Annotated in this window: 33 protein-coding genes; 9 read left to right on the forward strand and 24 right to left on the reverse strand. The window is 61.9% G+C overall.

Features of this window, described 5'->3' with window-relative positions; genetic code table 11:
- Positions 1-26 precede the first annotated feature (26 nt).
- The 5 genes from NKJ09_RS28805 to NKJ09_RS28825 all read right to left on the reverse strand — a co-directional run bounded on the left by NKJ09_RS28805 (position 27) and on the right by NKJ09_RS28825 (position 4,304).
- Entirely contained in the window at positions 27-1,088 is a 1,062-nt protein-coding gene (locus tag NKJ09_RS28805; RefSeq protein WP_352481612.1) for an ABC transporter substrate-binding protein, read from the reverse strand.
- 53 nt (positions 1,089-1,141) lie between these two features.
- On the reverse strand, positions 1,142-2,116 hold the full coding sequence (locus tag NKJ09_RS28810; protein WP_352481613.1) for a PfkB family carbohydrate kinase: 975 nt from the start codon (positions 2,114-2,116) through the stop codon (positions 1,142-1,144).
- Positions 2,113-3,153, reverse strand: coding sequence for an ADP-ribosylglycohydrolase family protein (locus NKJ09_RS28815; RefSeq protein WP_023721296.1), 1,041 nt, complete (start codon positions 3,151-3,153; stop codon positions 2,113-2,115). The genes NKJ09_RS28810 and NKJ09_RS28815 overlap by 4 nt, the downstream gene beginning before the upstream one ends.
- 3 nt (positions 3,154-3,156) lie before the next feature.
- Positions 3,157-3,882 (reverse strand): GntR family transcriptional regulator, encoded by a 726-nt coding sequence (locus tag NKJ09_RS28820; protein WP_023721297.1) that lies wholly within the window; start codon positions 3,880-3,882, stop codon positions 3,157-3,159.
- A 167-nt stretch (positions 3,883-4,049) separates the two neighbouring features.
- Positions 4,050-4,304, reverse strand: coding sequence for a hypothetical protein (locus NKJ09_RS28825; protein ID WP_023721298.1), 255 nt, complete (start codon positions 4,302-4,304; stop codon positions 4,050-4,052).
- Positions 4,305-4,578: 274 nt separating this feature from the next.
- Here NKJ09_RS28825 and NKJ09_RS28830 point away from each other — a divergent pair, with 274 nt between their 5' ends.
- Positions 4,579-4,911, forward strand: a complete 333-nt coding sequence (locus NKJ09_RS28830) for a hypothetical protein (protein WP_023721299.1) — start codon at positions 4,579-4,581, stop codon at positions 4,909-4,911.
- A gap of 143 nt (positions 4,912-5,054) precedes the next feature.
- Here NKJ09_RS28830 and NKJ09_RS28835 read toward each other — a convergent pair whose 3' ends face one another.
- The 5 genes from NKJ09_RS28835 to NKJ09_RS28855 form a co-directional block, all read right to left on the reverse strand.
- Entirely contained in the window at positions 5,055-5,756 is a 702-nt protein-coding gene (locus tag NKJ09_RS28835) for a hypothetical protein (protein ID WP_352496038.1), read from the reverse strand.
- A 707-nt stretch (positions 5,757-6,463) separates the two neighbouring features.
- Entirely contained in the window at positions 6,464-6,688 is a 225-nt protein-coding gene (locus NKJ09_RS28840) for a DUF2934 domain-containing protein (RefSeq protein WP_352481615.1), read from the reverse strand.
- A gap of 83 nt (positions 6,689-6,771) precedes the next feature.
- Positions 6,772-7,029 (reverse strand): hypothetical protein, encoded by a 258-nt coding sequence (locus tag NKJ09_RS28845; protein WP_352481616.1) that lies wholly within the window; start codon positions 7,027-7,029, stop codon positions 6,772-6,774.
- A gap of 77 nt (positions 7,030-7,106) precedes the next feature.
- Entirely contained in the window at positions 7,107-7,412 is a 306-nt protein-coding gene (locus tag NKJ09_RS28850; RefSeq protein ID WP_031195423.1) for a DUF1236 domain-containing protein, read from the reverse strand.
- Positions 7,413-7,788: 376 nt separating this feature from the next.
- Positions 7,789-8,085, reverse strand: a complete 297-nt coding sequence (locus NKJ09_RS28855) for a hypothetical protein (protein ID WP_352481617.1) — start codon at positions 8,083-8,085, stop codon at positions 7,789-7,791.
- 170 nt (positions 8,086-8,255) lie between these two features.
- Here NKJ09_RS28855 and NKJ09_RS28860 point away from each other — a divergent pair, with 170 nt between their 5' ends.
- Positions 8,256-8,531 (forward strand): hypothetical protein, encoded by a 276-nt coding sequence (locus NKJ09_RS28860; protein WP_023723033.1) that lies wholly within the window; start codon positions 8,256-8,258, stop codon positions 8,529-8,531.
- 63 nt (positions 8,532-8,594) lie between these two features.
- Here the strand turns inward: NKJ09_RS28860 and NKJ09_RS28865 are convergent, their stop codons facing one another.
- The 6 genes from NKJ09_RS28865 to NKJ09_RS28890 all read right to left on the reverse strand — a co-directional run bounded on the left by NKJ09_RS28865 (position 8,595) and on the right by NKJ09_RS28890 (position 10,858).
- Positions 8,595-8,894 (reverse strand): hypothetical protein, encoded by a 300-nt coding sequence (locus NKJ09_RS28865; RefSeq protein WP_352496037.1) that lies wholly within the window; start codon positions 8,892-8,894, stop codon positions 8,595-8,597.
- 172 nt (positions 8,895-9,066) lie between these two features.
- Positions 9,067-9,390: a hypothetical protein gene (locus tag NKJ09_RS28870; RefSeq protein ID WP_036245970.1), complete on the reverse strand. Its 324-nt coding sequence runs from the start codon at positions 9,388-9,390 to the stop codon at positions 9,067-9,069.
- A complete protein-coding gene (locus NKJ09_RS28875; RefSeq protein WP_023723036.1) occupies positions 9,390-9,593 on the reverse strand; it encodes a hypothetical protein in 204 nt (67 codons plus the stop codon). Before NKJ09_RS28875 ends, NKJ09_RS28870 begins: the two co-directional genes overlap by 1 nt.
- Positions 9,578-9,847: a hypothetical protein gene (locus NKJ09_RS28880; RefSeq protein ID WP_352496036.1), complete on the reverse strand. Its 270-nt coding sequence runs from the start codon at positions 9,845-9,847 to the stop codon at positions 9,578-9,580. Before NKJ09_RS28880 ends, NKJ09_RS28875 begins: the two co-directional genes overlap by 16 nt.
- Positions 9,847-10,059, reverse strand: a complete 213-nt coding sequence (locus NKJ09_RS28885; protein ID WP_352496035.1) for a hypothetical protein — start codon at positions 10,057-10,059, stop codon at positions 9,847-9,849. Before NKJ09_RS28885 ends, NKJ09_RS28880 begins: the two co-directional genes overlap by 1 nt.
- Position 10,060: 1 nt before the next feature.
- Positions 10,061-10,858 (reverse strand): N-acetylmuramidase family protein, encoded by a 798-nt coding sequence (locus NKJ09_RS28890; protein ID WP_352496034.1) that lies wholly within the window; start codon positions 10,856-10,858, stop codon positions 10,061-10,063.
- 151 nt (positions 10,859-11,009) lie between these two features.
- Here NKJ09_RS28890 and NKJ09_RS28895 point away from each other — a divergent pair, with 151 nt between their 5' ends.
- The 7 genes from NKJ09_RS28895 (at position 11,010) to NKJ09_RS28925 (ending at position 14,820) form a co-directional block, all read left to right on the forward strand.
- Entirely contained in the window at positions 11,010-11,195 is a 186-nt protein-coding gene (locus NKJ09_RS28895) for a hypothetical protein (protein WP_023723040.1), read from the forward strand.
- 169 nt (positions 11,196-11,364) lie between these two features.
- Complete coding sequence (locus NKJ09_RS28900) at positions 11,365-11,514, forward strand: hypothetical protein (RefSeq protein ID WP_352496033.1); 150 nt, start codon at positions 11,365-11,367, stop codon at positions 11,512-11,514.
- Positions 11,515-11,695: 181 nt separating this feature from the next.
- On the forward strand, positions 11,696-11,863 hold the full coding sequence (locus NKJ09_RS28905) for a hypothetical protein (RefSeq protein ID WP_352496032.1): 168 nt from the start codon (positions 11,696-11,698) through the stop codon (positions 11,861-11,863).
- 164 nt (positions 11,864-12,027) lie between these two features.
- Entirely contained in the window at positions 12,028-12,201 is a 174-nt protein-coding gene (locus tag NKJ09_RS28910; RefSeq protein WP_023723043.1) for a hypothetical protein, read from the forward strand.
- Between the two features lie 370 nt (positions 12,202-12,571).
- Entirely contained in the window at positions 12,572-13,150 is a 579-nt protein-coding gene (locus NKJ09_RS28915) for an acyltransferase family protein (RefSeq protein ID WP_352496031.1), read from the forward strand.
- A gap of 157 nt (positions 13,151-13,307) precedes the next feature.
- On the forward strand, positions 13,308-13,592 hold the full coding sequence (locus NKJ09_RS28920) for an acyltransferase family protein (protein WP_352496030.1): 285 nt from the start codon (positions 13,308-13,310) through the stop codon (positions 13,590-13,592).
- A 481-nt stretch (positions 13,593-14,073) separates the two neighbouring features.
- Complete coding sequence (locus NKJ09_RS28925) at positions 14,074-14,820, forward strand: hypothetical protein (protein ID WP_352496029.1); 747 nt, start codon at positions 14,074-14,076, stop codon at positions 14,818-14,820.
- A gap of 92 nt (positions 14,821-14,912) precedes the next feature.
- On the opposite strand, the gene NKJ09_RS28930 is transcribed toward NKJ09_RS28925, so the two are convergent.
- The 8 genes from NKJ09_RS28930 to NKJ09_RS28965 all read right to left on the reverse strand — a co-directional run bounded on the left by NKJ09_RS28930 (position 14,913) and on the right by NKJ09_RS28965 (position 25,415).
- The gene (locus tag NKJ09_RS28930; RefSeq protein WP_352496028.1) at positions 14,913-15,497 is read right to left on the reverse strand and encodes an acyltransferase; all 585 of its coding nucleotides are present in this window, start codon (positions 15,495-15,497) and stop codon (positions 14,913-14,915) included.
- Between the two features lie 41 nt (positions 15,498-15,538).
- Complete coding sequence (locus tag NKJ09_RS28935) at positions 15,539-18,292, reverse strand: phage head spike fiber domain-containing protein (RefSeq protein WP_352764278.1); 2,754 nt, start codon at positions 18,290-18,292, stop codon at positions 15,539-15,541.
- A 153-nt stretch (positions 18,293-18,445) separates the two neighbouring features.
- Positions 18,446-18,778, reverse strand: a complete 333-nt coding sequence (locus NKJ09_RS28940) for a hypothetical protein (RefSeq protein WP_352516071.1) — start codon at positions 18,776-18,778, stop codon at positions 18,446-18,448.
- A 1,001-nt stretch (positions 18,779-19,779) separates the two neighbouring features.
- Positions 19,780-20,220, reverse strand: coding sequence for a hypothetical protein (locus tag NKJ09_RS28945; protein WP_023723056.1), 441 nt, complete (start codon positions 20,218-20,220; stop codon positions 19,780-19,782).
- Positions 20,221-20,473: 253 nt separating this feature from the next.
- Positions 20,474-22,747: a hypothetical protein gene (locus tag NKJ09_RS28950; RefSeq protein WP_352764280.1), complete on the reverse strand. Its 2,274-nt coding sequence runs from the start codon at positions 22,745-22,747 to the stop codon at positions 20,474-20,476.
- Positions 22,747-23,238, reverse strand: coding sequence for a hypothetical protein (locus NKJ09_RS28955; RefSeq protein WP_352496024.1), 492 nt, complete (start codon positions 23,236-23,238; stop codon positions 22,747-22,749). Before NKJ09_RS28955 ends, NKJ09_RS28950 begins: the two co-directional genes overlap by 1 nt.
- 2 nt (positions 23,239-23,240) lie before the next feature.
- Positions 23,241-23,906: a hypothetical protein gene (locus tag NKJ09_RS28960; protein ID WP_352496023.1), complete on the reverse strand. Its 666-nt coding sequence runs from the start codon at positions 23,904-23,906 to the stop codon at positions 23,241-23,243.
- A 246-nt stretch (positions 23,907-24,152) separates the two neighbouring features.
- Entirely contained in the window at positions 24,153-25,415 is a 1,263-nt protein-coding gene (locus tag NKJ09_RS28965) for a phage tail protein (RefSeq protein ID WP_352764283.1), read from the reverse strand.

A 25,415-nucleotide genomic window follows, 5' to 3' on the forward strand; every position in this document is an offset into this window, starting at 1 on the left:
TGGTCGGCTGATCGCGGCTTCTGCTGTTACTTCACGTCGACCTTGAGCTGCTGCCAGAGCGCCAGATAGGTCTCGCGCTGCGCGTCAGTAATCGGCGCCTGGAACTGGATGCGCTTGGCGACTGCCGGGTCGCCCATCACCTTGCGGTTGAAGGAACCCTCTGGCAGCGCTTCGACCGCCTTGGTGTTGGCCGACACCGGCGCGCCGACCTTGGTAACCCATTCGACATAGAACTTTGGGTCGATCATGTAGTTGATGAAGGCTTGCGCCCCGGCGACGTTCTTGGAACCGACCGGAATGGAAAAGGCGTCAAGCCAGGCGACGGCACCCTCCTGGGGAATGACCAGCGAGACCGGCAGCTTGAAATGCGTCTTGGCGCGGTCGGCCGAGCCGCTCCAATAGGTGCCGATGTCGATCTGGTTGGAGGCAACCATCTGGTTCCAGTCGTTCTCCGAGCTCCAGAACGTCTTGATCTGCGGCATCAGCGAGGTCAGCTTCGCCTTGACCGCCTCCATGTCCTTGACGTCGTTGATGTTCTGGCCGGTAGCGATGGCGCCGAACTGCACGGCCTCGACGGCATCGTCACGGATGGTAACGCGGCCCTTGTGGGCGGGATCCCACATTTCGGCGATGCTGGTCGGCGGCTTGTCGAATGACTTGTCGTTGATGGCGAGCGCCGTCAGCCCCCAAACCCACGGCACCCCATAGACCTTGCCGTCATGGACAAGCATCGATGATCCGGCCTTGTCCTTGCTGATGTCGGCATAGTTCGCCAGCTTGGACGTGTCGATCGGCTGAATGAGCTTTTCCGCCATCGCCTGATCGTTGAAGGCGGCATTGATCATGACGACATCGTAAAGGCCGGGATTGGTCCTGAGCTTGGTCAGCATTTCCTGTTCGGAATTGAAAAAGTCGTTGACGACCTTGTTGCCGGTTGCCTTTTCGAAGGCGGCTATGGCCCAGGGCTCGTCGGCGCCATAGCCCTTCCAGTTGAGTACGTGCACCTCGTCGGCCCTGGCGGCCAGCGTAAGCGCCGAAGCGAAGACAGCGGTTGCCGTCAGAAAAGCAGTCAGTTTGGGCATGCGCATGTTCGTTCCTCTCATTGTTGCCCGGTTGGCGGGCTTGTTATCCCATTAGGCTGTCAGAAATGGGCCTCTTGTTTCCGGCCATGCACGGTCGTCGGTCGATCGTCATGGCTGAGGAATCGCTGGATCTCCTGGTCGTTCGGCGCCATCGACCCGCCATGGCGGGTGACCGAGAGCGCCGCCGCCGCATTGGCGTAACGCGCCGCTTCGAACGGCGACACGCCGTGCGAGAGCGCGCTGACGAAGGCGCCGATATGAGTGTCGCCGGCGCCGTTGGTGTCTACCGCCGCGACCTTGAACCCGGGCACATCTTGGGCGGTGCCGTCGGCCAGCCGCACGAAGCAGCCTTTTGCGCCAGCGCGGACGACCACGCCTGCCGCGTTGGGGCAGTGGCTGGCCAGCAGCCGGGCAGCAATAGCCTCGACATCGCCGGTGCCGGCGATCTCAGCCGCTTCGGCGGCGTTGCAGCTCAGCCAGCTCGTGCGCGCCAGCACCCGGTCGAGAATGGTGCGCGGAATGTCTGAAATGATCGGCGTCGGATCGAAGACCAAAGGAATTTCCGCCGGCAGCACCTCGATCCAGTCGACAAGCGCCTCTCGGCTTCCCGGATAGCTAACCGTATAGCCGGAGGTGAACACCCAGTCGCCCGGTGCGACCGAAATGAGCGCCATCATGTCAAGGCTGAGCAAACTCTCTGCACCAGGCCACGAGACAAAGGTGCGCTCGGCATCGCTCGAGATCATGGCGACGCAATTGCCACTGTCCAGAACCGGCGATGCCCGCGTCAGTGTCTCGATCCCCTCCGTGGCTAAGGCCGCGCGCAGGAAGTCGCCATTGGGTCCGCTGCCGAGCTGGCCGCCGAACACCACCTTCATGCCGGTGCGGCTGGCCGCGACCATCATGTTGAAGCCGCCGCCGGCGACTTGTGCAAAGCTCGATGCGGTCTTCTCCGTGCCCGGTGCCGGCAAGGCATCGATGCGGTAGACATAGTCGACTACCGCGCTGCCGATGTGGACGAGACGCCCGCTCATGCTGCCGCATCCTTGCCGGACCTGCTCTTCGCCGTCCGCAGGGCGACCAAGTCGGCGGCGAGCGCGCGCACCCGCCCAATGTCTAGGCCTTTGATCCGGGCGATGTGTTTTTGTGGCAATCGGGAAAAGCCGGTGCAGGCACCGGCCATGCCGGCCGCGATGGCGCCGATCGTGTCGGTGTCGCCACCGAGATTGGCGCTGATGACTGCCGCTTGCCAGGGATCGCCGCCGGCGACTTCCAGCACCGCGAATGCAGCCGGAACGGACTCCTGACTGGCGACGCCGGTGCCGACCAAATCGGTGATCAGCCGGATCGCGTCGCTCGTCTCCTTGCCGCGTACGAGCTTCTGCGCCCACCCAATGCGCGCGGCGATGTCACCGCCGGTCACCCAATAGCCGAGCGTTGCCCCGTGCCTCGCCCCGGCGATGGCTCTGTCGGAAGCGGCGCGCCAGTCACCGCCAGCGATGCCGCGACTGATGGCGGCAGCGACCGCTGCGGCCGAAGCGATTGCGATTGACGTGTTGTGCGTCGCCCTGCAAGTTTCGGCCACTTTGCCGACCAGTGCGTCAAGCGGCTCTGGCGGCATCATGATGCCGACTGGCGCGATGCGCATGGCTGCACCATTTGTGTCGCCGCTGCGTCCCGCTTCCTCGGCTGGCATACCGTTATTGATGGCGTCGATGGCGCGTTTGGTTGATGGTCCCAGCAGATCGTAGCTGCCGCGCGCCTTGACATCGCGTTCCCAGTCGAGCAGCGCGTTGACCCACCGCGCATGGTCGAACCGGTTACCGGATTCGACCAGGATACGGCCAAGCAGAAGCGCCTGTTCTGTGTCGTCGGTGATCGTCCCGGCCGGGAGTCCCTTCGACACCGGATGGTCGGCGAAAGGAGCAATGAAGTCCTCGACATGACCGTAGAGTTCGGCAATCCGCGCCGGCGACAAAAGCTGCGTCGGCATTCCCAGCGCATCTCCCAGTGCCCCGCCCACAAGCGCTCCCATGGCCCGATCGGTTATGTTCCCGGTGTCGTCCGGCATCACTCAGAACCTCATATGCAGCGCAAAATGCGCCGGGTTGAGCAGGCTGGTCACATATTCGATCGGCCGGTCATCGGCGGCGCGGGTCAAGCGGCAACCGCGCAGGAACGGCGTGCCTTGCGGGCAGCCGAGGATTGCGGCGTCCTCTGGGTTGAGCATTTCGATGCCGACCCATTCCTCGCCATGGTCTGGAATGAGACCGGCGCCGCGGAGCGTCTGGTGGAGCGAGCCTTCGCGCAGACCGCGTAACGGCACGTCCTCCAGTTCGGGTGACAATGGCAGGCGGCTGCGCTCAATGGAGATAGCGTGGCCGTCGCTGGCATTGGTGCGCACCCGATCGACAGCGATGAAAAACGGGTTTTCTATACCAAGCAGTGCGGCAAGATCAGGGTCCTCGATCACCTCGAGCCGCAGCGTCCGCGTCTCGGCATTTGCGCCGGCGTTGGCGAGCGCCCGCGACCAACCGATTGAGTCATCGACGGGCTTGCCATCGAAGGTGACGAAAGAGCCGATGCCGACCTTGGTGGTGATCAGCCCGCGGCTGGACAGTTCCTCGAGGCCCTTGCGAACGGTGTTGCGGCTGACGGAGAAACGCTGGACGAGCTCGTTCTCGCTTTGCAACCGGTCGCCGAAGCCCAGAACACCGGAGCGGATTTCATGTTCGAGAACCGTGGCGATCTGTTCGGGCTTGCCCGTACCGGGAGACGATGGGACCACGCGGCGGACCATAGGCATACCTGTTCATTGCACCTGTATAGTCCTGTGCAATGTATCTGCAACGCCAGCTCTGTCAACCGACGGCGGAGGGGCCACACAGATAAACCAAGCTGCTTGATGATACCCAGTGGCCGTGAAGGCCATGCGAGGTGCGGCGGGCGAACGGGGTCGCTGGAGATTCACTGTTCGCTGCTGGAAGACCCCTCGGCTGCCCCGTCACCATCGGCAGAATGCGGCAGAATGCCGAAGTCGCGCGACTTGGTCCCATGCGCCGCCGTCAGGAAGCCATCGGCTGTGAGGCCTCGCCTCAAAAGTTCGCGTACCGCAGCCGACCGGCTCGGCATGCGCTTGTCGAAGCGCCAGTTCTCCAATGCCGCCAGTTCATCGACGGTCAGCATGATCTGCAATCGTTCCGGGCGTTCCAGTTCGGACATCTCGGCCTCCAGCCATACCAGGCTAAAATTAGCTGAGTTAGTATGTTCCTAATTCTTTGTAGAGTTAGGTATATTGGCAGAGTACGTCAAGACCTCCAGATGCATGATCCGTGCAGAAGTCCGATGAAGCGGATCAAGCATCAAATGGGCAATCAACAAAATACGCTAACTACTTGGCACAACACGATTTTTGATGATTTTCGCTTGCCACTCGCGGACCCTGGGCGCATGGTAGAACACGAGGGACAAACCGCTCCCGAAAGGAAGGTTTTCCATGCGCTACGGATTTTCGGTTCGCCTGCACGAAGACGTCAGTTCCCGAGTCCGAGCTACATTGCGGTCCGGGATTGCCATCAATCTGACTGCTGTCGCCGAAGCCGCGCGACTGCAGAACCTTGCCGAGAATGTTGCGCGCGAAGACATCGAATGGCTCGTCATGCAAGCAGCCCAGCTCCAAGGCGCAGCTATCGAGTTCGACGGCTTCGCGGAAACCGATCTGGCGGAGTTCGCGTGCCCCGAACCGATGCAAAGCAGTCCCGCGCTGGGTCGGGACGCCTTGGAGGGCGGGGTGACCGTTTCGCCGGATTTTGGCCGTCAAACGCATTGAGGCGCGTGCTCTTGTGAGCCCCCGTCATGCTGCCGCCACGTGCTCGGCAAAAAGCCCGCCATTATGGCGGGCTTTGGACTGATGGAGGTTTGGTGGACGAAGGCCTCTCGGCCGGTCGGACATTTCATTCCGATGTATTCGCCCTAGCGGCGCGCGATCAGCAGGCACAACTGGCGCAAATCGCTGTCATAAGTGCCTTCGCTGCTGAGCACGTCGACGCAGCGCCTCTTCATCCTGGCCAACTTGTCGCTCGACATGTCGGCGACGACCTGGGGTAAGTTGGGATTGCTGGGATTGTTGGGATTGTTGGGATTGGACGGGCTGCCCGGGTTGGACGGATTGCTCGAATTGGTACCACCGCCGATCCCGACACCGGCGCCGACATTGATGCCGCTGCCGATCCCGACCCCCGCGCCGGCCCTGACGCCGCTGCCGACACCTACCCCCGCGCCGGCGGCAATGCCACCGGAACCGCCGATCGTGGCGCCGGCACCGGCGTTGATGCCGCTTCTGCCCCCGACCGACGCGCCGGCGCCCGCGGCAATGCCGCTGGAACCGCCAACCGTTGCGCCGGCGCCGGCGTTGATGCCGCGACTGCCGCCCAGCGACGCACCGAGGCCGGCCTTGATGCCGCCGCTGCCCCCAACCGTTGCGCCGGCACCAGCGTTGATGCCCCGGCGGCCACCAACCGTCGCGCCGAGGCCGGCTTTGATGCCGCCGTTGCCGCCAATGGAAGTGCCAACACCAACGGCAATTCCGTCCGCGGCATTCACGGGCATCGAGAGCATGAAAACAACTGCGCTGCCCGCCACCGCATCGGTGATTGTTTTGATTATGATGGTCATAACACTCTCCTTGCTGTAGTTGCGCTGAACAGCCCGCGACATCGCCGGTGGCATACCTACTAATTTGCAAGAAGATTATCGGTTTCTTTGCCGATCAACTTACTGGCCTCATGGTATCTGTTCACACAACAGCCGAGTGAAGTTTGTAGTGAAATTTTCCGAAAGTTTTACTTCGGGAAGGTCCTCTGCCGGGTGAAGCAATGCGAGCGTCAACTGATGGGCGCCGCGATAGACGAACGTCGCCCCAACGGTCGGTCGCCATGCGATGACAACCGAATGATGGAGATCAACATGCTTACGAAAATCCTGACAGCCTCCATACTTGCAGCCGGTCTGGCGACCGCGGCGATGGCCCAGAATGCCGGCTCGGACAACAATGCGCCTGGCAGTGAGAAGAGCATCGTCGCAAGCCGAATGGCATCGACCCTGGCACGACCAGCAGCACGATGCGCACGACGGGTGCCATGAACTCCAATGCGGATCAAAACTGCCCTGCAACCCCGCAAGGTGCCCAACCCGATGCGTCCAACAAGCCTGCCGGGACGGTTTCCCCGACTGTCAACTACAACAATTGCGGTAAGTAGTAAGCCACGACAATCAGGCTTACCATCGAGGGTGGGCGGCAGCGGGACTGGTTAGGACTGGTCCCGCCTTACGATGGGCCGACCGGCCGCGAGATCCAGCGATGGAATCAAATCCGCTCGAGTTCACGCTTTGCGTGGTCGCGCCTTGGGTTTGGCTCCTTCCTTGGTGGCCGGCTTAGGCTGGCGTGGTTTCGGCTTCGGCCGGCTGGCTGTCTCCTGCGCGGCGGTTTCTGCGTCGATCTCGGCGGTAGCCTGATCCCAATGCTGCTGATGCGCCCCGTCGGGCCTGCCTGCCTGTTCCCAGATCGCGTGTGCCCGCTGGCGAATCCGTTCCTGCCTGTCCGTCACTGTTGCCTCCGTCGGCTCGGTTCATGCGTAAGCAACTTTGTTCTAGCCGAAATTTCGACCCGCGTCTTGAGCGGCAGGCACCGTTATTGAGCCTCTCTGTCACACAGGACAGCAACGCCGAGGAGCGCCGCCTTCTTGATGATCAGCCCTTCAAGATCGGCGTCCGAGCGCTCCGTTCCGGTGCGTTCGCGCAACAGCGCTATCGCCGCCTTCATCGACAGCAGGCCATCGCCTCGTTCAGCAAGCAGTTTGTCGACGGCTGCGGCCACGTTGGTCGGCTCGACATGCGGCAGCATGGGAATGGCTCCTTCCTTATTCCGAGACGACAGCGGCAGCTCCATCCCGATCGCTCGGGATGGAACTCGATTTCATAAAACCGTGACCTTTCCAAATCCGGTTCGCGGTTTGGGAACGCCGGTCACTCGATGACGTGCACGATCCTGCGCGTGCCGGGGTCGACGAGCACGGTGCGACCGTCGACGACGACGTATCTGTATTGCACGTCGGGAACATCGATCGGTTGCAGCTCGACCGTATCGGGCAACGTGGAACCGATATTGAGCTCCACCCCCAGAAGATTGATCGACGCCAACGGGTGCTTGTGGACGTATTCGCGGATGACCGTCTGCTGTTCGGGTGTGACAATCACCTGGTCTGCGGTGGCCACGCCGACGCCGGCGAGCAACACCAATCCCGCCGCAGCAGGAACAAGGTGGATTTTCATCGTCTACTCCTGTTGTTACGGGCCTCGCCTTTACGGTTGCGACGCGGCATTCCGGTCGAAGCGGCGAACCCTCTAGGCAAACGCCCAGGCCACCTTGTTGTTCCGTAAGTGGCGGCTAATCGAATAGCGGTGAAGTGCCCGTGCGTGCGGCGAATGGACTGCGGATGAACTGCGGTGGCCCGCGTCGCAAGACGCGGGCCGATCGGTTTCCCGATCAGCAGCGATACCGGAGGGGGTGATATCGGCTGCGTCTAAAACAACATTTAGGACAAGCTAATGTTCCTAGGCGACTGCAACAAACCTGCCGGCTCGAACGGCGCGGCGTTACCGCCCGTCGCAGCCCCATGGGCAGCCCCTGTGGCAGCAAATGAAGCGGCTACTGCTTGGGCGGCTGTGGCGGCACATCGCCGGGCTTGATCACCGGGGTCCTACCCTCATCCGGCGGCGGCGCCGCCATGCCCTGATCGCCCGTTGGCGGCGGGTTCAGCACCCCACCGCATGGCTCGAGCATATCGGACAAATTGTTGCCGGCCGGCTGCTGCTGCTGGCTGTTCTTGTCCGGCGGCTCGACCTTGCAGCGGTCGAATTGCGACTGTTCGCCCGGCTGCGCGGACGCCGGCACCGCCAGCACCAGCGCGCCTAGCATGTACGGCAAGAAAATGAGCGGTCTCATGTCGAGCTCCTTTCGCGCCAGGATCGTCTGACTTGTGAAGCCAGGCAGGCGCGATTGGTTCCGTCGTGCGGCAATGCGCCCGGACCGCAGTGGCCCGGGAACCGGCCGCCAGACTTATGAGTTCAACCACTGAGCCAGTTCAGGGCCGCCGACATTATGGAGAACCAGCGATGGAACCGCGCAGGAAAGAACGAACCGACGACGAGACGGAGAGCCCGACCATCCAGCAACAGGACTGGGATGCCATCCGGAGCGGGAGAATTCTCCCAGACGGCGTGCCGCAAAACGGCGACATCCGTTACGACGTCGAGAAAGACGGCGAACTGCCGGAGGAGGACGACGATAACGCTTACCAGGAAAGCGACGAGGCCTTGCCGGACGATACCGATGAACGCGTTATTTCACGCGATCTCGCACGCGAAGGTGGTCCTTTCGACGAAGAATGAGCCACCGCCTTTCGCACTGCCCTCGCTGTCCGCGTCGGCGGCCGGATGAAAAAGCCCCTGCCTTCAATTCGGGAGGTCGAAAACCGGCTCCTGGCAGCGATAGACCAGACATTGACCGTCACGCGTCTTGATATAAGCGGCGCCCGGCACCTGCGGCCAGTCGCATTCATTGCCGAATCGGCGGACGTATCGGTCGTAGGTGTTCCGTCCGGTGGTGAGCACTACCGAGCGATGCCTCTGGATCAGTAGCTGTGTCTGTTCGCACGTCATCGCGCGGCTGTCCGGCCGGGCGTAGGCCGTCGCGGCAAACAGAAGCGCCCCGGCTGTCAGGACTGCCGCTTGTGTCAGGACTCTGGCAATCATGACACCATCTCCCGTGAGGCCTAAAGCGTATCTTGGTTTCGCAAGCGCCGGATCGAGCCGCCCTCGCAGAGAAAAGATCGTACAGATTGCCAGGGAAAATGCAAAAGCCCGCCGCACCTTTCGGCGCCGCGGGCTTCAACTGAACGTCACTCTTTTGTCAGGCTTGGGCGGCTTACTCCTCCTTCACCGGCCCGAACCGGCGCACGATCACCTCGAAGACGATATCCGAGATCCACATCGCCGATACGCCGATTAGAAAAGCCGCGGCGAGCGTCGTGGTGTCGTCGTCCGGAGAAGGAATGGGCAGTCCGGCGGCGCGGAAATAATGCACGACCGGCAGCGTCAGATAGGCCGCCGCCAGCGCGCCGCAGATCGGCGAGGCCACCATTTCGCGGACCTTGTAGCGATGACGCGACAAAGCCCGCAAAATACCGCCGGAAAGGCCGGCGACCAGCACCGGCGCCTTGATGCCCAGAACGTCGAGCAGCTCATGCATCATGGCGTCCACCCACACCATCTGGCACCCTGCCCGTTAAAGGCGTTCATCTCGTCGAGCTCGGGCCGGGTCACGGCGGCGACGATGGCCGCCGATGGCCGGCGCGGCTGGTTGTGGTCGCACCAGACCTGGCGCGGATTGCCGGCCGGCGCGGTTGTCGTGCAGCCGGCGAGCACCAGGCAGAGGATCAGCGCTTTGCCCATTTCCCAGCCTCCGCTCGTGCTGCCGCATCGGTCATGCCGGCGGCCTTGCGCTCTTCGGCGGCGGCCTCGCGGTTCATTTCGAGGCGGTCCTCGGCGGCCGCGATTTTTGCCTCGGCCTGTTTAGCCGCCTCCTTCTTCGCCCGATTGATGCCGCCCGCAACATAAAGGCCGATGCCGCCGGCCACAGCGGCGAATACCGTCATGACGACCTTGTTGCCGATGATGGCGCTGAGAATGGCGAGGAGTGCGGCCATCACAAATCCTCCGCGCGGCGGCGGCGCAGGAACTCGGTCAAAACGCCGTTGATCACAAGAAACCAGGGGAACCATTCCCCCGGAATGATCGGCGAAAGAACCTGCGGGTCGACATGGGTGACGATGCTCGCGATGACGCCGATGGCCGCCTGAAGCCGCGCCCAGAATATTGTCTCGCTGTCGCAGAAAAAGCTCTTGATCCGGGTCCACATGTCATTTCCTTCCAAACAGTTTGAAGATGGCTGATAGTTCGAGGACGGCGGCGATCAGCGCTGCCCAGAAGCCGGGCTTGGCGACAGCCACAGGAGGCGCAGAGGGCGCCGCGGCCGGCGGTGGAACGGCAATCGGTTTTGCGGACTCTGGCGGAGCTGCAGGGACGACCGCCGATGACACCGGACCGGCAGACGGCCACGGCGTGTCCTTGATGCGCGACCATTTGCGATAGGCCTCGGCAAGCCTGGTGTCGTAGGCGTTCTTGCGATAGCCGGGGCCGTTGTAGCCCTTGGCGAATCCCGCCCAATCGTGATTGCGCAGATTGTCGTCGAGCCGCTTCTCGACGATGAAATCGATCGCTGCGCCGAGCTGCAGCGCCTCGTCCGCCATCATCGCCTCGACCATCGCCTGCACGGTAGGAAAGCCGGCGGCTTTGAAATTCTCGCCGAGAACCTGGCCCAAGCCCCATGAGGCGGATTTGAGCGCCGCGGTTTCGTCGATCGCACAAGCTGCCCTGAGCCGTGGGTAGCTATCCCTGGGATAGGGCTTCTCGCCCCACTTCGGATAGGCGAGGCCGGCGGCTACCGCTGTTGCCCGCTTGGCACCCGACAGGTTGCGGTAGAAGACGTGCGGTTCGAACAGGATGACCGGCCGGCCAACGGCGTCGAAGCCGTGCCCGCTGGTTTCAACATCGAGGAACGCGTGGATCTCGTCCTCGCCGACGCCGATCCGGGCGCCGAGTTTCGGCAAGTCTATGTCATCGAGGCGCCTCGCGGCGCCCTTGAATGAAAGGTCCATGGGCAGTCCTTTCCGCCCTTTCGGGCAGGATTTTGAGGTTGAAAAACGGATGCGTGGCGGCAAAGCAGAATTGGGCGGCAGCGCGTGCCGATGTTGCAAGGAAGGTTGATGTTTTCGACCCGCCGTGTGAAATGGGCGCGGGATGGTGCACATGCCTGATGATGAACAAACCGCTGCGGCGCGCTGGTCGGTGAGGTCCGAGCTCCGCGCCGTCGGTCGCGACAAGCCGCTGCTCGCGGTGCTGGCAGCGATCCTCTGCCTTTATTGTGCGTTTATCGCCGGACCGATCGTCTATGCGGTGCTGGCCATCAACGGCATTGCGGATTTCTTCAAATAGAGCCGGTTTCGGCGATCTCGCGCCGGTCCGGCGCGCTGTATCGGCCCCGAAATTGCTCGGCCTGGATGAAATTGCTTAGCCGGGATGAAACTGTTCGCGTATATCGTTCGTACCTGTAGCGGGTGCGGGAGGACACGTGACGATAAGAATCAGACTCCCAGGCGGGACTTTGAAGATCAAGAAAAGCGACGAGCTGCGGCGCCGCGAGCAGAATCGCGAGGTGCCGGTTTGGCAGGTCGGCAATTACTTCGTCATCTGGTGGCCGAGCGGCATGTCCGATCGTCCATCCTCACCCAAAAAACCCCCGCCCAGGAAATAGCCCGCGCACCCGACGATCCCGACCGGGCACTGGTGCCTCCGTGCGGGATCAGGAACCGCCCTGCGCGCCGAAACCTCCGAAGACCGCTCGCCAGATCCCAAAAATAGTCAGCGGGCAGGCGTTGACTCTTCCGCCACGGAAGGTCTCTTGTGCTGCGTTGCACAATGGGGTGGCGGAATCGATGGCGGTGCGTATCAGGATGCCTGGCGGCACGCTGAAGGTGAAGGTGTATCGCGAATTGCGCGATCGCGAACGCGCCCGCCGCGTACCCGTCGTCAGGCTCGGCCGGGTCTATTTCACCTGGTGGTCGAACCGCCAGCGCCTGATTGACGACCACTCGCCAGGATGAAGCTCCTTCGGACAGGCATGCGCCTGCCCGCCCGGCACCGCGAAGCCTGCGCCGGCCAGCTCGCAAAATAAGTTGATGATGCTGCTGTTGACTCTTCCGTAACGGAAGGTCTCTACTTACCGCATTGCACACAATTGCTGCGTTGCACAACGGGAGTTGGACCGATGGCAGTGCGTATCAGGCTGCCGGGCGGCACCCTGAAGATGAAGACCTATCGTGAGCTGCGAGCCCGGGAACGCGACCGCCGCGTTCCCGTGATGAAGATGGGCTCGCTGTATTTTGTCTGGTGGTCGAAAGGCCAGGAGCCTCACGAGAAGCCGCAGGACAGCAGGCGGTAGCCGCTGGCGGCGGCGGACGCAGTGTTCGCGGTTTTGCTCGGCTTTTTTCTGCTGTCGTGACTCTAAATGTCTAGGCAGATTGTTTGGCTAGCGAGGGACCCGATCCTCCCGCGAGATTAAATGCTACTGCGACGAGCAGAGCGCTCCAGTCAGCTCCGCCCTCGCGGGTAGGTTGCTGCCGAAATATTCAGTCGATGGCACGCATATTACGGGAGCCGCATATACTTTATGGGCGGAACAGATTAGGGCGTTTCTCCCTGCGAAGCCGCGCCAGAATAGCAATTGACGTTGCGCATTCAGTTGCCGGATGGCACACCTTGCGGCTTAGCGACGAACTCACGGCGGGGAAGAATGCGCAACCAGACACTAGATGCCCTTCGAGGCATCACGGCTCTCATGGTGTGTCTTCCATGTCGTCGGTACTGCCGGGATTGGAAACGGCGTCGATGACGTGTGGAGCTATGGCCGCATGGGCGTGCCGCTGTCCTTCGTGATTTCAGGCTTTATCGTTCCGCTGTCGATGGACCTCGCTGGGCACAAGATCAGCGGCTATTTCCGCTTCATTGCCCGGCGCATGGTCCGCCTCGAACCGCCCTACTTCGTGACGATCGCCTTCATCCTGATCAGCGGCGTGGCGCTGGCTCACATCCCGCAATTCAACACCTCGCATCCTCCCTACACCGTCACCAACGTGCTTTTGCATATCGGCTATGTGAACGCCTTCGTGGGTCAGCCTTGGCTTAGCGGACCGTTCTGGACGCTGGCTATCGAGTTTCAATATTACGTGGTGATAGGACTGCTCTTTCCGATCCAGGTCAGCAGCAGGACTGCAGGCTTGGCAATGCTTGGCGGGTTTGCCGCGCTCTCTATCGTGAGCACCGGATATGTCGAATTCCTGCCGGCCCATTTGAGCGTGTTCGGCACCGGCATTCTGACCTTCATGTTCTAGACGAAGCGGGTTGACCTCAACACGTTCTGCGTCGGGATCGCTGCCCTTTGCGCCGTGGTGGACGCTTGGACCGGAGCGGGCAATCACCTGTCTTCTAGCCTCGACTGCGATTGCAATCTCTTGGGTGCCGGCGTCGTCCCTGTTCAGCAGGGTCGGGATGATCTCGTATTCGCTTTACCTCGTGCACGTCCCTATCGGCATGAGGTTCGTAAAACTATCCGAGCGGGTGTTCCCCGGCTCCCCATGGCTGGCATCGGCTATTGCGCTTGCCGCGTGTTTCGGCGCGGCTTTGTTGCTCTGGTATTTTGTCGAAGAGTGGGCCAAGAAGCAGTCGAAGAAGATCGACTATGGCAGCAAAGCGCGCCGCGCTGCGCCAGATATCGTAAAAGCGCCCATCTCAGATGCGGAACCACAGGCGCCCTTGCTGTCATCAGAAGGCTAGGGACCGACCTTTATCCCAACAGGTTCGCCAGAGGAACTGAGCAAGCGTCGCCGTAGGACTATGGTTGCGTCGCGAAAGCTTTATAGGTGGAACCGGCTTGAAGCGACAAACCGCAGAATCCCACCCTCAACAAGCGCAACTGCTGAATCTGCGCCATCTGCGGCAAGGCATTGCACGACAGCAGCTCACCCAATTTAGCGCCAATGTTCCGATCGCAAGGCGTTCCTGAGCCGACAGCTTTGCAGGTTAGTGAAACGCTCTGGTAGTCTCGGCGCCTCGGCCATCAACCTCAGCCGGAGCGCCTTTTCCGGTCAAATGCCTTTGCAGATGCGACTCGCGCCGCTCTCGAGCGCAGTTCTTCTTTTCGGCGGTTCGAACGAAGCGTCTGGCAGGCGGTCGCGGTCGTTGCGCAAGGTTGCAAACCGTCGCTGTTTGTTGCAAATAATTTGCTGCGGGCGGGCGATCGAGGAGTCATCTAGCGATGAATGTCCAGTCGCGCGTGCATGCCTTTCTTCGCGCAACCCCGCTCCGCTATTGTTTTCACCTCGCAAAAGCTCACCTTGGTGGGTCTCCACAATCCGACGAGAGCGTGATCCTGTCGCGGATCGTTGGTCAAAGCCCGAAAACATTCTTGGAGTTTGGTTTTCATCCCACGGAATACAACTGCATTGGGCTTAGCGACTTCAGGGGTCTGCTCGTCGACGGCGACGCAACGACCGTGCGGTTGGCCCGCTCGCTGCTTCCAAAGCGAATCGAAGTGCGCCAGAGCTTCATCGATCTTGACAACATCAAAAACCTCGCCACGCATTTTCCACAGCTTGGAGTGCTTTCCGTCGACGTCGACGGCAACGACTACTGGTTTCTGCAAGCCCTGCTGCCAGTGCGTCCGGCTGTCATTGTCGCGGAGTACAATGCCAGTTTCGGTCTCAACCCAATCACCGTGCCCTATGATCTCGCGTTCGACCGCACGGCCAAGCATGACAGCGGCTGGTATCACGGTGCATCGATCACCGCCCTGACCAAGCTATGCAAGACGCACGACTACAAGCTCGTTGCCGTCTCGGCCGCCGGCGCGAACGCGTTCTTCTTACCTGACGCTTCGGACATACCGGAATTAGAGCCTGCCCAGGCCTATCGAGAGAACGTCCTGCGTAACCGCTGGTCTAGAACTACGGCTAAAGACCAATGGGAGCGCATCAAGCATATGCCTTTTATCGAAGCGCCCTGAGATCGAGACGAGAAATGTAGACTGGACGACCGGCTCGACATGCAGTGCGATACGACGGCACGACCCTCGTTGATGAGCGGCAGCGACAGGCATCACTTCACTAGGTCTGCTGGCCGCACCAATGCATCGGCCGGAACGTCGTATCGAACAATTGACCCGGCCGAGATAATAGCCCGATCGCCGATGGTGACACCCTTCATGATCATGGCGCTATTGCCGATCCAGACGTCATCTCCAATCACAATTGGCGACGATCGGATGCCGGGGTCGACGCGCGGGTGACCTTCCTTGAAGATGGCCTGCATTTGCGCAAACCGCTTCCGAGGGTCCATGGGATGCGAGTTGGTATCGTGGATCGCGACCCCCCATGAAACGTGCACCCGCTTGCCGATCTTGATCCCCACCGGATCAGACGACCAAACCGTTGAGCCGGGTCCAAGGTAGAACCAATCGCCGATCTCGATGCGGCCTGCATGGGCGAAGATTTGCAAATGTCCATCCAAATGGCTGTCGGCACCGATCGAAACCCTCGCTCGGTCGCCGTGGATGTTGAAGATTTCCGCCCCTGCACCGAACCGCGTCCGGGGTCCGACGATCGCATTCTCCCTGGCAGCGCCGGTGGCGATCCATGACCAGAAGAGACGGCGAAAAGCGAGGAAGGTCGAGAAGATACGCATTCACCGGTATCTGCCACAAGCGAGCGAAATTTCCAACTAGATCAAGTGCCAAAGAATCCAACCCGCGATAGCGCGCGCAGCTTATCGGCAACGAAGCTGGCGTATCTCTCCCCGCCGACGCTGTTGAGGTGCAATTCGTCCGACATGTAGAGTGTCGAGGTCAGGTACCCGATACCACTGCCGCCGCCGACGTCGATGAAGCCGATCCCCATCATTTCACAGACCTCGCGTTCCCTCCGCATGAACTGGTCGAGAGTGTTCCCCTGACTGTTTGTCCTGAAAAGCCTATGAGTAGCGTGGCCAGGACCACCGCTGTAAGTACCGAGGCATATGATCTTGGCAATAGGGGCTCGGAGGCGCATGGCCTTGAAGGCATCAACCATGGCCCCGGTGAAGCCGGAAGCAAGGGTTTGATCCCCCAGGTCGCCTAGAACTACGTCGGCCGCTCCGAAATTATTCGGACCCGGCTCTAAAGTGATGATCTCGGCATCTACCGGAATAAGGGCAATCTGGTCGTAGATCTTTTGCGACCCATAGTGCCCATTGGTGGCAATTCCCAAGGACCCACCGCTATAGGCAAGATTTGTCGGAACCATGCCGGTCTTCACGGCCAGCGGTCCCCTATAGAACGCCTGGGCTGTGATGCTCGAACCGAGCAGCGTCCATTTCTTGCCGACAAGCGCTGCCCGACCGTCGTCGGCATCCGCGTCAATCGCGCTCGGATCGAGCGCGCCGACATAGCGGATGGTGTTGGCGGCAACCGGCGGCATTCCAGCAGCCTTGATCCAGGCTGCGGACGAAAAATCGCGCGGCGAATTGAGGATGTTCGCGCCCCCGTTGATGCTCAGGCTAGAGCTTTGGAGACCGAGGCCCGACACGCCGTCGCCGACGTAAGGATGGCCACCGGCGGCCGGGAACACGCGATGCTGGACATTGGCGATGCCGGTGCCGTTCGCAGTGCCGGTCACCCGGCAACGATACCAGTTGGCGCCGATCGCCTGCGTCGAAACGGTGCCGAATGCCGCGCCGCTGCCGGAAGCGGTGCCACCTGCAAGATCGAAGGTGCAGTCGAAGGCGCAGGCCCCGTTGGAAAACAGGTTAAGGCGTGTCCTCTCGGCCTTTTGGGCATACACATCCCAAACGAAGGTCTGACCGATCACCCATGCGATGGCCTGATATACAGACGGGCTGCCCGAACCGGATTGCTCGATGATCTTGTCGGCCGTTAGCCGGCCATTGACCAGCACATCGATGACGTCGACCAGCGCCTGCAACTGCGGCACCACCCTGACTTCCGGGACGGTCGCGGCCGCGGCTGTGCAGTTGGTCTTGGTGAAGACGGCGTTCGTCGGGTCGCTGCTCGGAAACAGATTGGTGGTCGTTGACGGAAGCCGCAGGACGATGTTCCGCACGTAAACGCCGGAGGCGCCATCGCCGGTGAAGGGGAACACGCCGGCCGGCGAAAACCGCGTCTGGACGTTGGCAGCGCCGTTCGCAGTCGGCGTGACTACCGCTCTGCATTCGTACTCGCCACCGCCCAGCGCGATCATAGAGAAGCTGGTGAGTGCCGGGCCGGTACCGGTGCAGGTACCGTCCGACAGATCGAAATTGGCGGTATAGACAGCTGGCCCGTTGGAAAGCAGCTGCAGCAGCCGGCGCTCGGATGCCCTGGCGGTCACGACATGCTCGACTACGACGCCAGTCGAGAATGTATAGGTTCGGAAACAGGTCGGCGCGACGGAACCAGTGCCCTCGGTCAGCTTGATCGTAGTGACCGCAAGCCCTTCTATGCGCGACAGCGCATCGACGTTCGTCACAATGCTGGCCGTCGATGAACGAACTCCTATGTCGGTTGCAACCGGCCCGGCGTCAACTCGGAATAGGCCAAGCAAGCCGGCGCTGACCTCCGTCCAGAAATACTCGGCGACATCGACATTCCTGCCCATTACCGCCACCGCCGCTGCGCCGGCCAGCCCCGCCGACGCCGCAAAGCTCAACGTCGGCGCCACTGTGTAGGAGCCCGGCGCCGTGATCAGTATCTGCGTCAGCGCCCCGCCCGCCACCACGAAGCGGCCGGCGGCGCCCGAACCGGTGCCGCCGGTAAACGCCAGGTCGAACGTGCCATTGGCGCCGCCCGAGCCTGCCGTGATCGCACCATTGCCGACGACGCCGAAGCCGATTGCCGCCGCAGTCGTCGGGAAAATGCCCTTGCCGTAGAACGAAGCGTCGCGTGCGGCCTGGGCGCTGACGACGGCCGCCGCGGCGGCGACGGCATCGGAATTGGTGGCAGCCCGGTCGGCCGTGGTTTGGCTGGCATTCGCGGCGGAAGCGGCTGCGCTGGCCGATGCCTGGCCGGCGCTGGTTTCCGCAGCATCCTTCAAGGCCTGGGTTTCATCGCGCAGCGCTTCGACCTCTTCGACTACGTCGGCGATGTCGGGCGGAACGGATGCGGCGATGGTGATGGCATCGGCGCCGACGGCCGGCTCGTCGGCGGTGAATTCGAACACGCGGTCGGCATTGACCGATCCGATCTGGATGTGAACCGTCGTGCCCTTCTGCACGGTGCGCGTCGTGCGGGCGTCGGCGGCACGGAACCAGTCGCCTGCGCTCGCCGTGTAGATGCCGTTTTGCGTCGGGTCGGCCTGGTCCTTGACCAGCACGCGGTCGCCGATTTCGGCCGGCACGCCGTCGATGGCCTGCAGGCCGTGCAGGAGGATGTCGGCCGTGGTTGCGAGGCGCACGGGTTCGCGTTCGCCGGTCAGGAGACGAACGGCGGCAGTTGCAGGTCGGGACATGAGGGGTTGCTCCATAAAAAAAGCCCCGCATAAGCGAGGCTGGAAGGGGTTCGGTGCTGGCGGTGGGAAATCTAAGCTAGCCTGCCGGACACCGCGTTATCCGGCGCGGCAGGCACGGACGATTTTGCGGACAGCGAGCAACGCGGTCCAGGCCTATAGCAATCCGCCAACAAGCCTTCTTGTGCCGCCGATCGCCGCCAGCCCGCAGGCCATGCCGGCGCAGTCGGCGACCCAGTCGAGGATATCCATATCGCGCGCGATCAGCTGCACGCCCTGAAGCAGCTCGATCGCCGCGCCGGTAATGGCAAGGAGCACGACCAGCCTCGTCTTGTGTTCCGGCCAGCCGAGGCTTCCGAGCGCCGCCAGCACAGCGAACGCCGCGGCGTGGTTGAGCTTGTCATGGTGGAAGGTGAAGCCCATGTCCAACTCCTGCAGGAAGCGCACCGGCGAAAGCGCGAGCAGGAGAACAGCGGCCAAGGTAAGCAAAAAAGCGATCCTTGCCATGGTCGCAAAAGAGTCGGTACGCAACAGGTCAATCCTTCATCTGAAACAGGGGGCGATCCAAAAGGCACCGCCAACTGACCGCTCTGCGGTTAGCGGGCCATAAGCCAGCATCGTGAAAGCACTAAAAGATTAGTATAGCTGGTTGAACCAAGCTGCTTTGCCGCGGCTCTTTGCGATCGAAGTCTGGGCAATGCGCCTGCTTGCTGCTCGAGTTCGGGGCTTGCCGATGATCACCGCACGGTAGAACCTTTAGCTAGCTGACGGCGCTTGCAGAGAAGCGCCTATACATCACTTCGGAAGTAACGGAAGCACATTCTCATCAAGGAACTTGAGACGGCTACCCACATTTCGGCGTTGGCTGGGCTAGCCGGCACATCGACCGGGATTAGATCCGCCACCGGGTCCCCTCGTCGCGCAGCTTCGACCCACTCTTCCATGGCGCCGACATATCCATCCAGCGCCTCGTATGGAGTCTTGGCGTCCTCACAAGTCAGGTATGTCGGAGGCACATCGCCTACGATCACCCATACTCACGGATCCACTTCCGGCCTGCCAGGTACAATCTCGAAAAGGAAAATATATATTATGCCGTCGGCCCCATACCCAAGATATTCTCCCTTGATGTCTGAAACCAGTCATAAAACTCAAGATATTTTCGGGCTTCCAGACGTGCAGCATCAAGCTCTTCATCGCCTGTGCTTTTGTCAGCCGACGGCAAGCGGGTGACGCTAGTCAAGTCGGGTTTGACGTCGCTACAATTTCGCTCGACCACTTGTGTTCCCTTTCATTTCTTGCTTGAGCCATCTTCTTCTTGCCCAGCGAGCATAGTCTCCTGCATCGCTATGGTGTTTAATATGATCTGCTCTCGCACGATGCGTGCCCCCGGTCGGCCAGCGCTTTCTCGTGAGACACATCCATATTCAGCGCTGCACAGGCTTGTCGCGAGTGCGCTGCACGGCTCTACCGGAATGGGCTCGCAAAGCTCAACGCTGCTCATGCCAAATGTCGAACGGCTTGATGGTAGCTGAAGGGAGACCTCGTTCATCAAACACATCGAAGACTCGCTCTGATAAGACGAGGTCAAGGTTCTTGGCGATGCCGAAGTCATCGTGACCCGCCTTCCCGCTCACCTTCAGCCACACGAAAGATGGAAGCTCTACCTCGGGCTGCTGTTCGCGAAAATCTTCGGACGTTATGACTTCAACAGGGGCGAATGCCGCTCCGGTGAAGCCGATTTCTGACAATGCGTGCGCGGCCTCTTCCGTCACGAGGAAACATGGAAAGCTTGTTATAAGAACATCACCGATCCATCCCTCCATCTGGTACACAAGCTTGCTCACGATAGGAGGGTGGACACTGGTATCCATGACAGTGCCGTCGCCCAATCCGCCGGCCACATCGGGCAGAATGTCAAAGTATCTCATCAGTCACCTATTGGTAGATAGAACAAATGTCCATACTTCTTGTCGATTTCCGTAACATAGTCAAGGACATTCTGGCGAGTAGCATGAGGGTTTTTCTTATAGAAATATTCCCACTCGTTCCGAATGACCTTCTGGTGCAAATTTATGTCGAACTCGTTCCGGATTCCACGAAGATTCTCGATTGAATGCAGCTCTTGCTCTGCAAAAAGCCCGGGATACCTTTTAAAAACTCCCTGCTCGACGCCATGATGCACTATATAGTCGCTTTGTTGAGACTAGGATTCGCGTCGAAAAAGGTTTTTCGATAGTCCTTGGATGGAGCCCACCCAACCTTCGCCCCGGCATGTTTAACTTTGGACGTATCCCTAGCAAGCATCGCACCTAGTAACGCGGTATCAAAGGCACTATCGGACATTTCACCGGCTCGCGTCTTCCGGCGTGGGATTGGTGGCGAGACCGAGCGCGCAAGCGCTTGCTGGTGCCTAAGGGTTTCGGCATCGACCCCACGAACAAGTGCCTCGCCGCCTTCGACTAGGTCAGTCGGCCGCCTCGAAAATATTGAGAGTTTCTCTACCCAGGGCTTGGCAATCTTCGCCGCGGCGCGTTCCAGGGCCACCACCGCCAACCTATCGCCAGGAATTGCGCCCGCGGCATTGAGCAGTGTTTGGTCGTAGTTGCCTTCCAGCGCTGCATTTCCAGCCTTCTCCAGTGCAAATGACGTCCCCAACGGCGTGAAGTCGGCCACCGAGATGCTGTCTTCGCCAAGCCCATCGGAGCCCACGAGTTTTTGCGCGAGAAGACGCCATAGGCTCCCCCGCTCACTGTCGCCGGCTATCAATCTCCCGAGCCACTCTTGATTCGTCGGTAAGTAGTTGGTGAGTTCCGCGTTTGATACCGATCGTCCTGGCTCGACAGTGTTGGCTAAATCGAGCAGCATCATCGGGTCGACTACAGCTGCCCGGACCGACCTGTCCGCGATGCTGTTGTCCGTTTGGGACGCGCTGGTCTGAAACAGGTGGCTCAGCACCGCTTCGCGCGCGGCTTGATTCGGTAGCGCGGCGAACACATTGCGCAGCTCTGCGGTCTGGTGTTGCGGCTGGGCCTTGAGTCTGCCGACAATGTCCTCAGCGACAGAGTTGGGTAGCGGCTGGGCGGTCTCAAAACCCAACTGTTGCTGGGCGGCGATGGAGCCAATGATCGCCGCCCGATAGTCTCCCGGCTTCGACAGGTTGCTCCAGGCCGCATCAAGGTTCGCGAATGCCTCGCGGACATAGCCGCCCGGATCGGCCTGCCTGGCCTTGAACGTCAGGTCCGCGGCGGCGGCGATAGCGTCATGGCGTGCCTTATCCACTTCCGGCGTTGAACTATCTGCGGTGGGGTCGGCGTCCTTGACCATGGCCCGCACGGCGTTATTCGACAGGTCGCGCATGCCGTGGAATTGGCGATTAACCTCAACGGTCCTGTTGAACGCCTCGAAGCGCCCGGCGCCTTCGGTAGCGCCATAGAGAGCGACGAATTGTTCCGGCGTTGGGATCGGGCCGGAATAGGTTCCACTGTCCCTGATGTCGGCCGGCGCATTCTGCTCGGCCAGGATAATGTTTGTGCGTTTTTCGACTTGCCGCATCGCGTCGGCGGCTCGGGCCTGCTGGACCAACCCTGGCCGCTCTTCGGGGGCAATGTCGTCCCCAAAGGCCTGCGCCGACCTTTCGTCCGGCGTAAGCTTGCCTACCCGGTCACGGAGCGAAGCCGGTGCGGCAGTTCCATCCGCCGGAGGCCCACTCACAGCCTCGACGGTATCGTCCTTGGTCTTGCCGTCCGTTGCGGCCAACACCGCCCCCAACATCTCGGCAGCGCGCTTAGGGTCCTTGGCGATCATCGCCTGGGCGAGCGCCTTTGCCGTGTTGCTGCGCCAGGCGGCCTCGGCCGCCTGCCGGGCAAGCGGGTTGCCCATCTTGCCGATCAGTTCGAGCCCGCTCTGCCTGATCGCCTCGAACGTGTCGCTATCGTCCGGGTCGCCCTGCGCGATGGCGCTTGTGTAGCCGTCCTCGACCTTGGTCCACTCGGCCTGCTCGTAGTTCTGGCGCCGCGCGTGCTGCTGCGCGGCCATGCGCGCCGAGCCGGCGAGCCGCAACGCCTGCTTTTGTGCGAGGAAATTGGCGCGTTCGCCCTCCGGCACTTTCGCCGCGGTGTCGTCGAAGATCTGGTCGAACAGGCCGGGCTTGACGACGCCGTCGCTGCGCGGATCGAGCTGGCCATACATGAAGTCGTGCAGGCCGCCGCCGTCGGCCGGCGCGGTCTGCACCGCCACGGCCTCGGCGTGCGCGATGCGTGCGTTCAGCTCGCGGCCGATAATGTCGGCGTCGAACGCATCCTGCTGCTGCTTCTGCTGCCGAAAGCGCTCGGCCACCGCCGAGAGCTCGTCGCCAAAGCCTTGCATGGCCGCGCCCACCGGCGAGCCGTTCGGATAGGAGGCCACAGTGCCGGTATCGAGCCGGCGCTGGGCAAGCTGGAGCGGGATGGTGGCCATCAGTAGAGGCCTCCGCCCGGCGCCGGCGGGAAGGCGCTTCTGCCGAACGTCACCGCCTTGGCCGGGTCGTAGAGCCCGGAGATGCCCGATACGAGATTGCCGCCGGCCTTGAAGATCGAGGCGCCCACCGCCTGCCTGCCGGAAAAGCGCGCGATCGCCGCCTGCGTGCCGAGACCGTTCCGGCGCAGCTGCGAGCCGTACTGGATCGCCTTGAGGTCGAGCTGGCCCTGCCTGGCATTGGCGGCCAGCACCTCGGTCGGCGAGCCCGCCATGGCGACGCCCGAAGCGCCGGCCTGGGCACGCGCCTGCGCCTGCAGCAGGTCCTGCTTGTGGCGCTCCTGGCCCTGCTCGAAGGCCGAGCTTTGAGCGTCGGCCCGCGCCTGCTGTTCATAGGCTTTGGCCTGGTAGTCGGCCATCTGCCTGGACTGCTGGCCTTCCGCCAGCGCGCCGCCGACGGAAAGCGCCGTGCCGATAAGAGCTAGTGTGCACATGGTCAGCCTCGTTCGCCGGCGGGAATGAATTTGCTTTTGATGCCGTCGACCGGCGCGCCGATCGAAGGGCGCCGGTCGAGCACGCCGCCGGGGCTGAGAAAGGACAAAAGCAGTCGGTCGGCCTGGATCGCCGGGCGGCTGAGCCGCGTGGGTGCTGTGGCCCGCGGGCCGGCCATGGCCGTGCGCCGGATGGTGGTCAGGTTGACCTTGACCCCGGCGTCGCCGTCGGACACGCCGTTGGCGGCGGTGACGGCGCGGCTCAAGGCATCGGCCGCGAACAGCTCCTGGCGCAGTTCCTCGATCAGCCAGTGGACCATGCGCCAGCGCTCGCCGAGAGCCTCGGCGTTTGTCCTGACCTCGTCGCCGGGCGCCGGCGTGGCGGCGACGGGTTCGGCGGGGGGTTCGTCCAGGGGGACGCCAACGCGGCGCTCGTACGCGTCCTCGATGGTCTTCTCGATCAGCGCAATTTCAGCGTTGCAGTCGTCCAATGCGGCACGCGCCGCCGTCAAATTGCCGGCGCCGACGACCGCGTGAAACTTTTCCGTTTCCAGCTCGCCCTTGCGGGCGATCGCATTGTTGAGGTCGGTGTCGAGCAAGGCGATGACGGCGGCAAAATCGGCAGCCGTCCGCGCCCTGCCGAAGTCTTCGGCATGGGGGAGTTGGGTCACTGGAGAATTTCCTTCTTGAGGGAGGACATCGCAGCTGCCAATCTCCCCCCTTGTGGGGGAGATGCGCGGCAGGGCGGAGGGGGGCGCGAAGGATCGCGGCTTTAGCTAACTGCGGTCAGGCCAGAATGGATAAGGACGTAATTACGATTGGTCGGCGGGACAGCGCCCCTCTCTGTCCTGCCGGACATCTCCCCCACGAGGGGGGAGATCGGCCGTCGTCAAGAGTTTCGCCAACCTGCAATGCGTCTAAGGCTCGGCGTCGAACACCGGTGTCATCGCCCTGATCGTGCAGGGCGTCGGATTGACGTGGCGGATCTTCACCCGCCCCTGCCCTTCCCAGCTGTCGTCGATCGGCACCTCGACATTGCCGGTGAACAATTTCGCCATGGCACCCGGAGCAACCACGGACGGGATGCGAACCTGCTCCCATCGGCCGCGGATAAACGACTGGACCTGAAGCCCGGCGATGTCGGTTTCCAGCAGCGAAAGAATGAGCTTGGCGACCTTCTTGCGCCGGCCGACGATCGAGCCGTCGCGGCCGCCGACGTCCAGCTCCAGCGTATTGGCCTCGGACTGGTAGCCGAGCCCGACCTGCCATTTGGCGGCGGTGGCGCCGCCGGGCAGCATCACCTGGCCGGAAGCGACCGTGAGCCCTTTGTAGACCTTGCCGCCGGCCAGCACGTCGACCGCCTGGCCTTCGAGATGATCGAGGCCGGAGACGACATTGACGGCAGCACCCGAATAGGTCAGCCCGCAGTCGACCTCGAAAGCGTCCTCGATTGCCGCATATTCGAACGGCACGGTCTTTATTTCGATATAGCGCCTGGTCACGCCGCCGATCGTGCGCTTGACGATCAGCCACAGGTCGTCATTGCCGTCCTGGCCGGGCGTCACCACGGCGCTTTCGACAACGGCCCAGTTCGATCCGGCGAAGCTTCCGGCGATCTGGTGGATATGCATGCCGCGCACGTCTTGCGACGGCTGGTGCGTGTAGCCGCCGAGTTCGCCATTCCCGAGCGGGAACCAGAGCAGCGGGTCGGGGTCGGTCTGAAAGGCGAGTTCGACGACGCCTTTCTTCGGAATGTGCTCCGATATTTGACCGACGTCGTCGGAGGTGAAGCGGCCGGTGGCGTTTTGTGTCAGCTCGGCGATCGATTTGCGGGAGCGGGTGACATAGAGGAACGACTGCCCCGCATCGACAGGACGCATCGGGGCACAGCCGAAGGTCCGCGACCGGCGGTTCTTGAACGAGGACGGTGTCAGCGCCTCGTCGATGCCAGAGCCGGACAGCGCCCTCACCCCGCCAAGCGTTCCGATGATCAGCGCACCGTCCGATTCCGCCACCCACGTGATGTCATTGGCCTGACCGCCGCCGGCCTGCACGAATTCCAGCGCGTCGGTGTCTTTCTCGCCGGTGGCGAAGTTGTCGAAATCGCCGGTTTGCGAGGCATAGACCGAGAATTTTCGGCTGAACGCCAGGCGCTCCTCGTAAAGCGAACCGCTCTGCAC

This window comes from Mesorhizobium sp. M0189 (assembly GCF_040322135.1).
GTDB lineage: Bacteria > Pseudomonadota > Alphaproteobacteria > Rhizobiales > Rhizobiaceae > Mesorhizobium.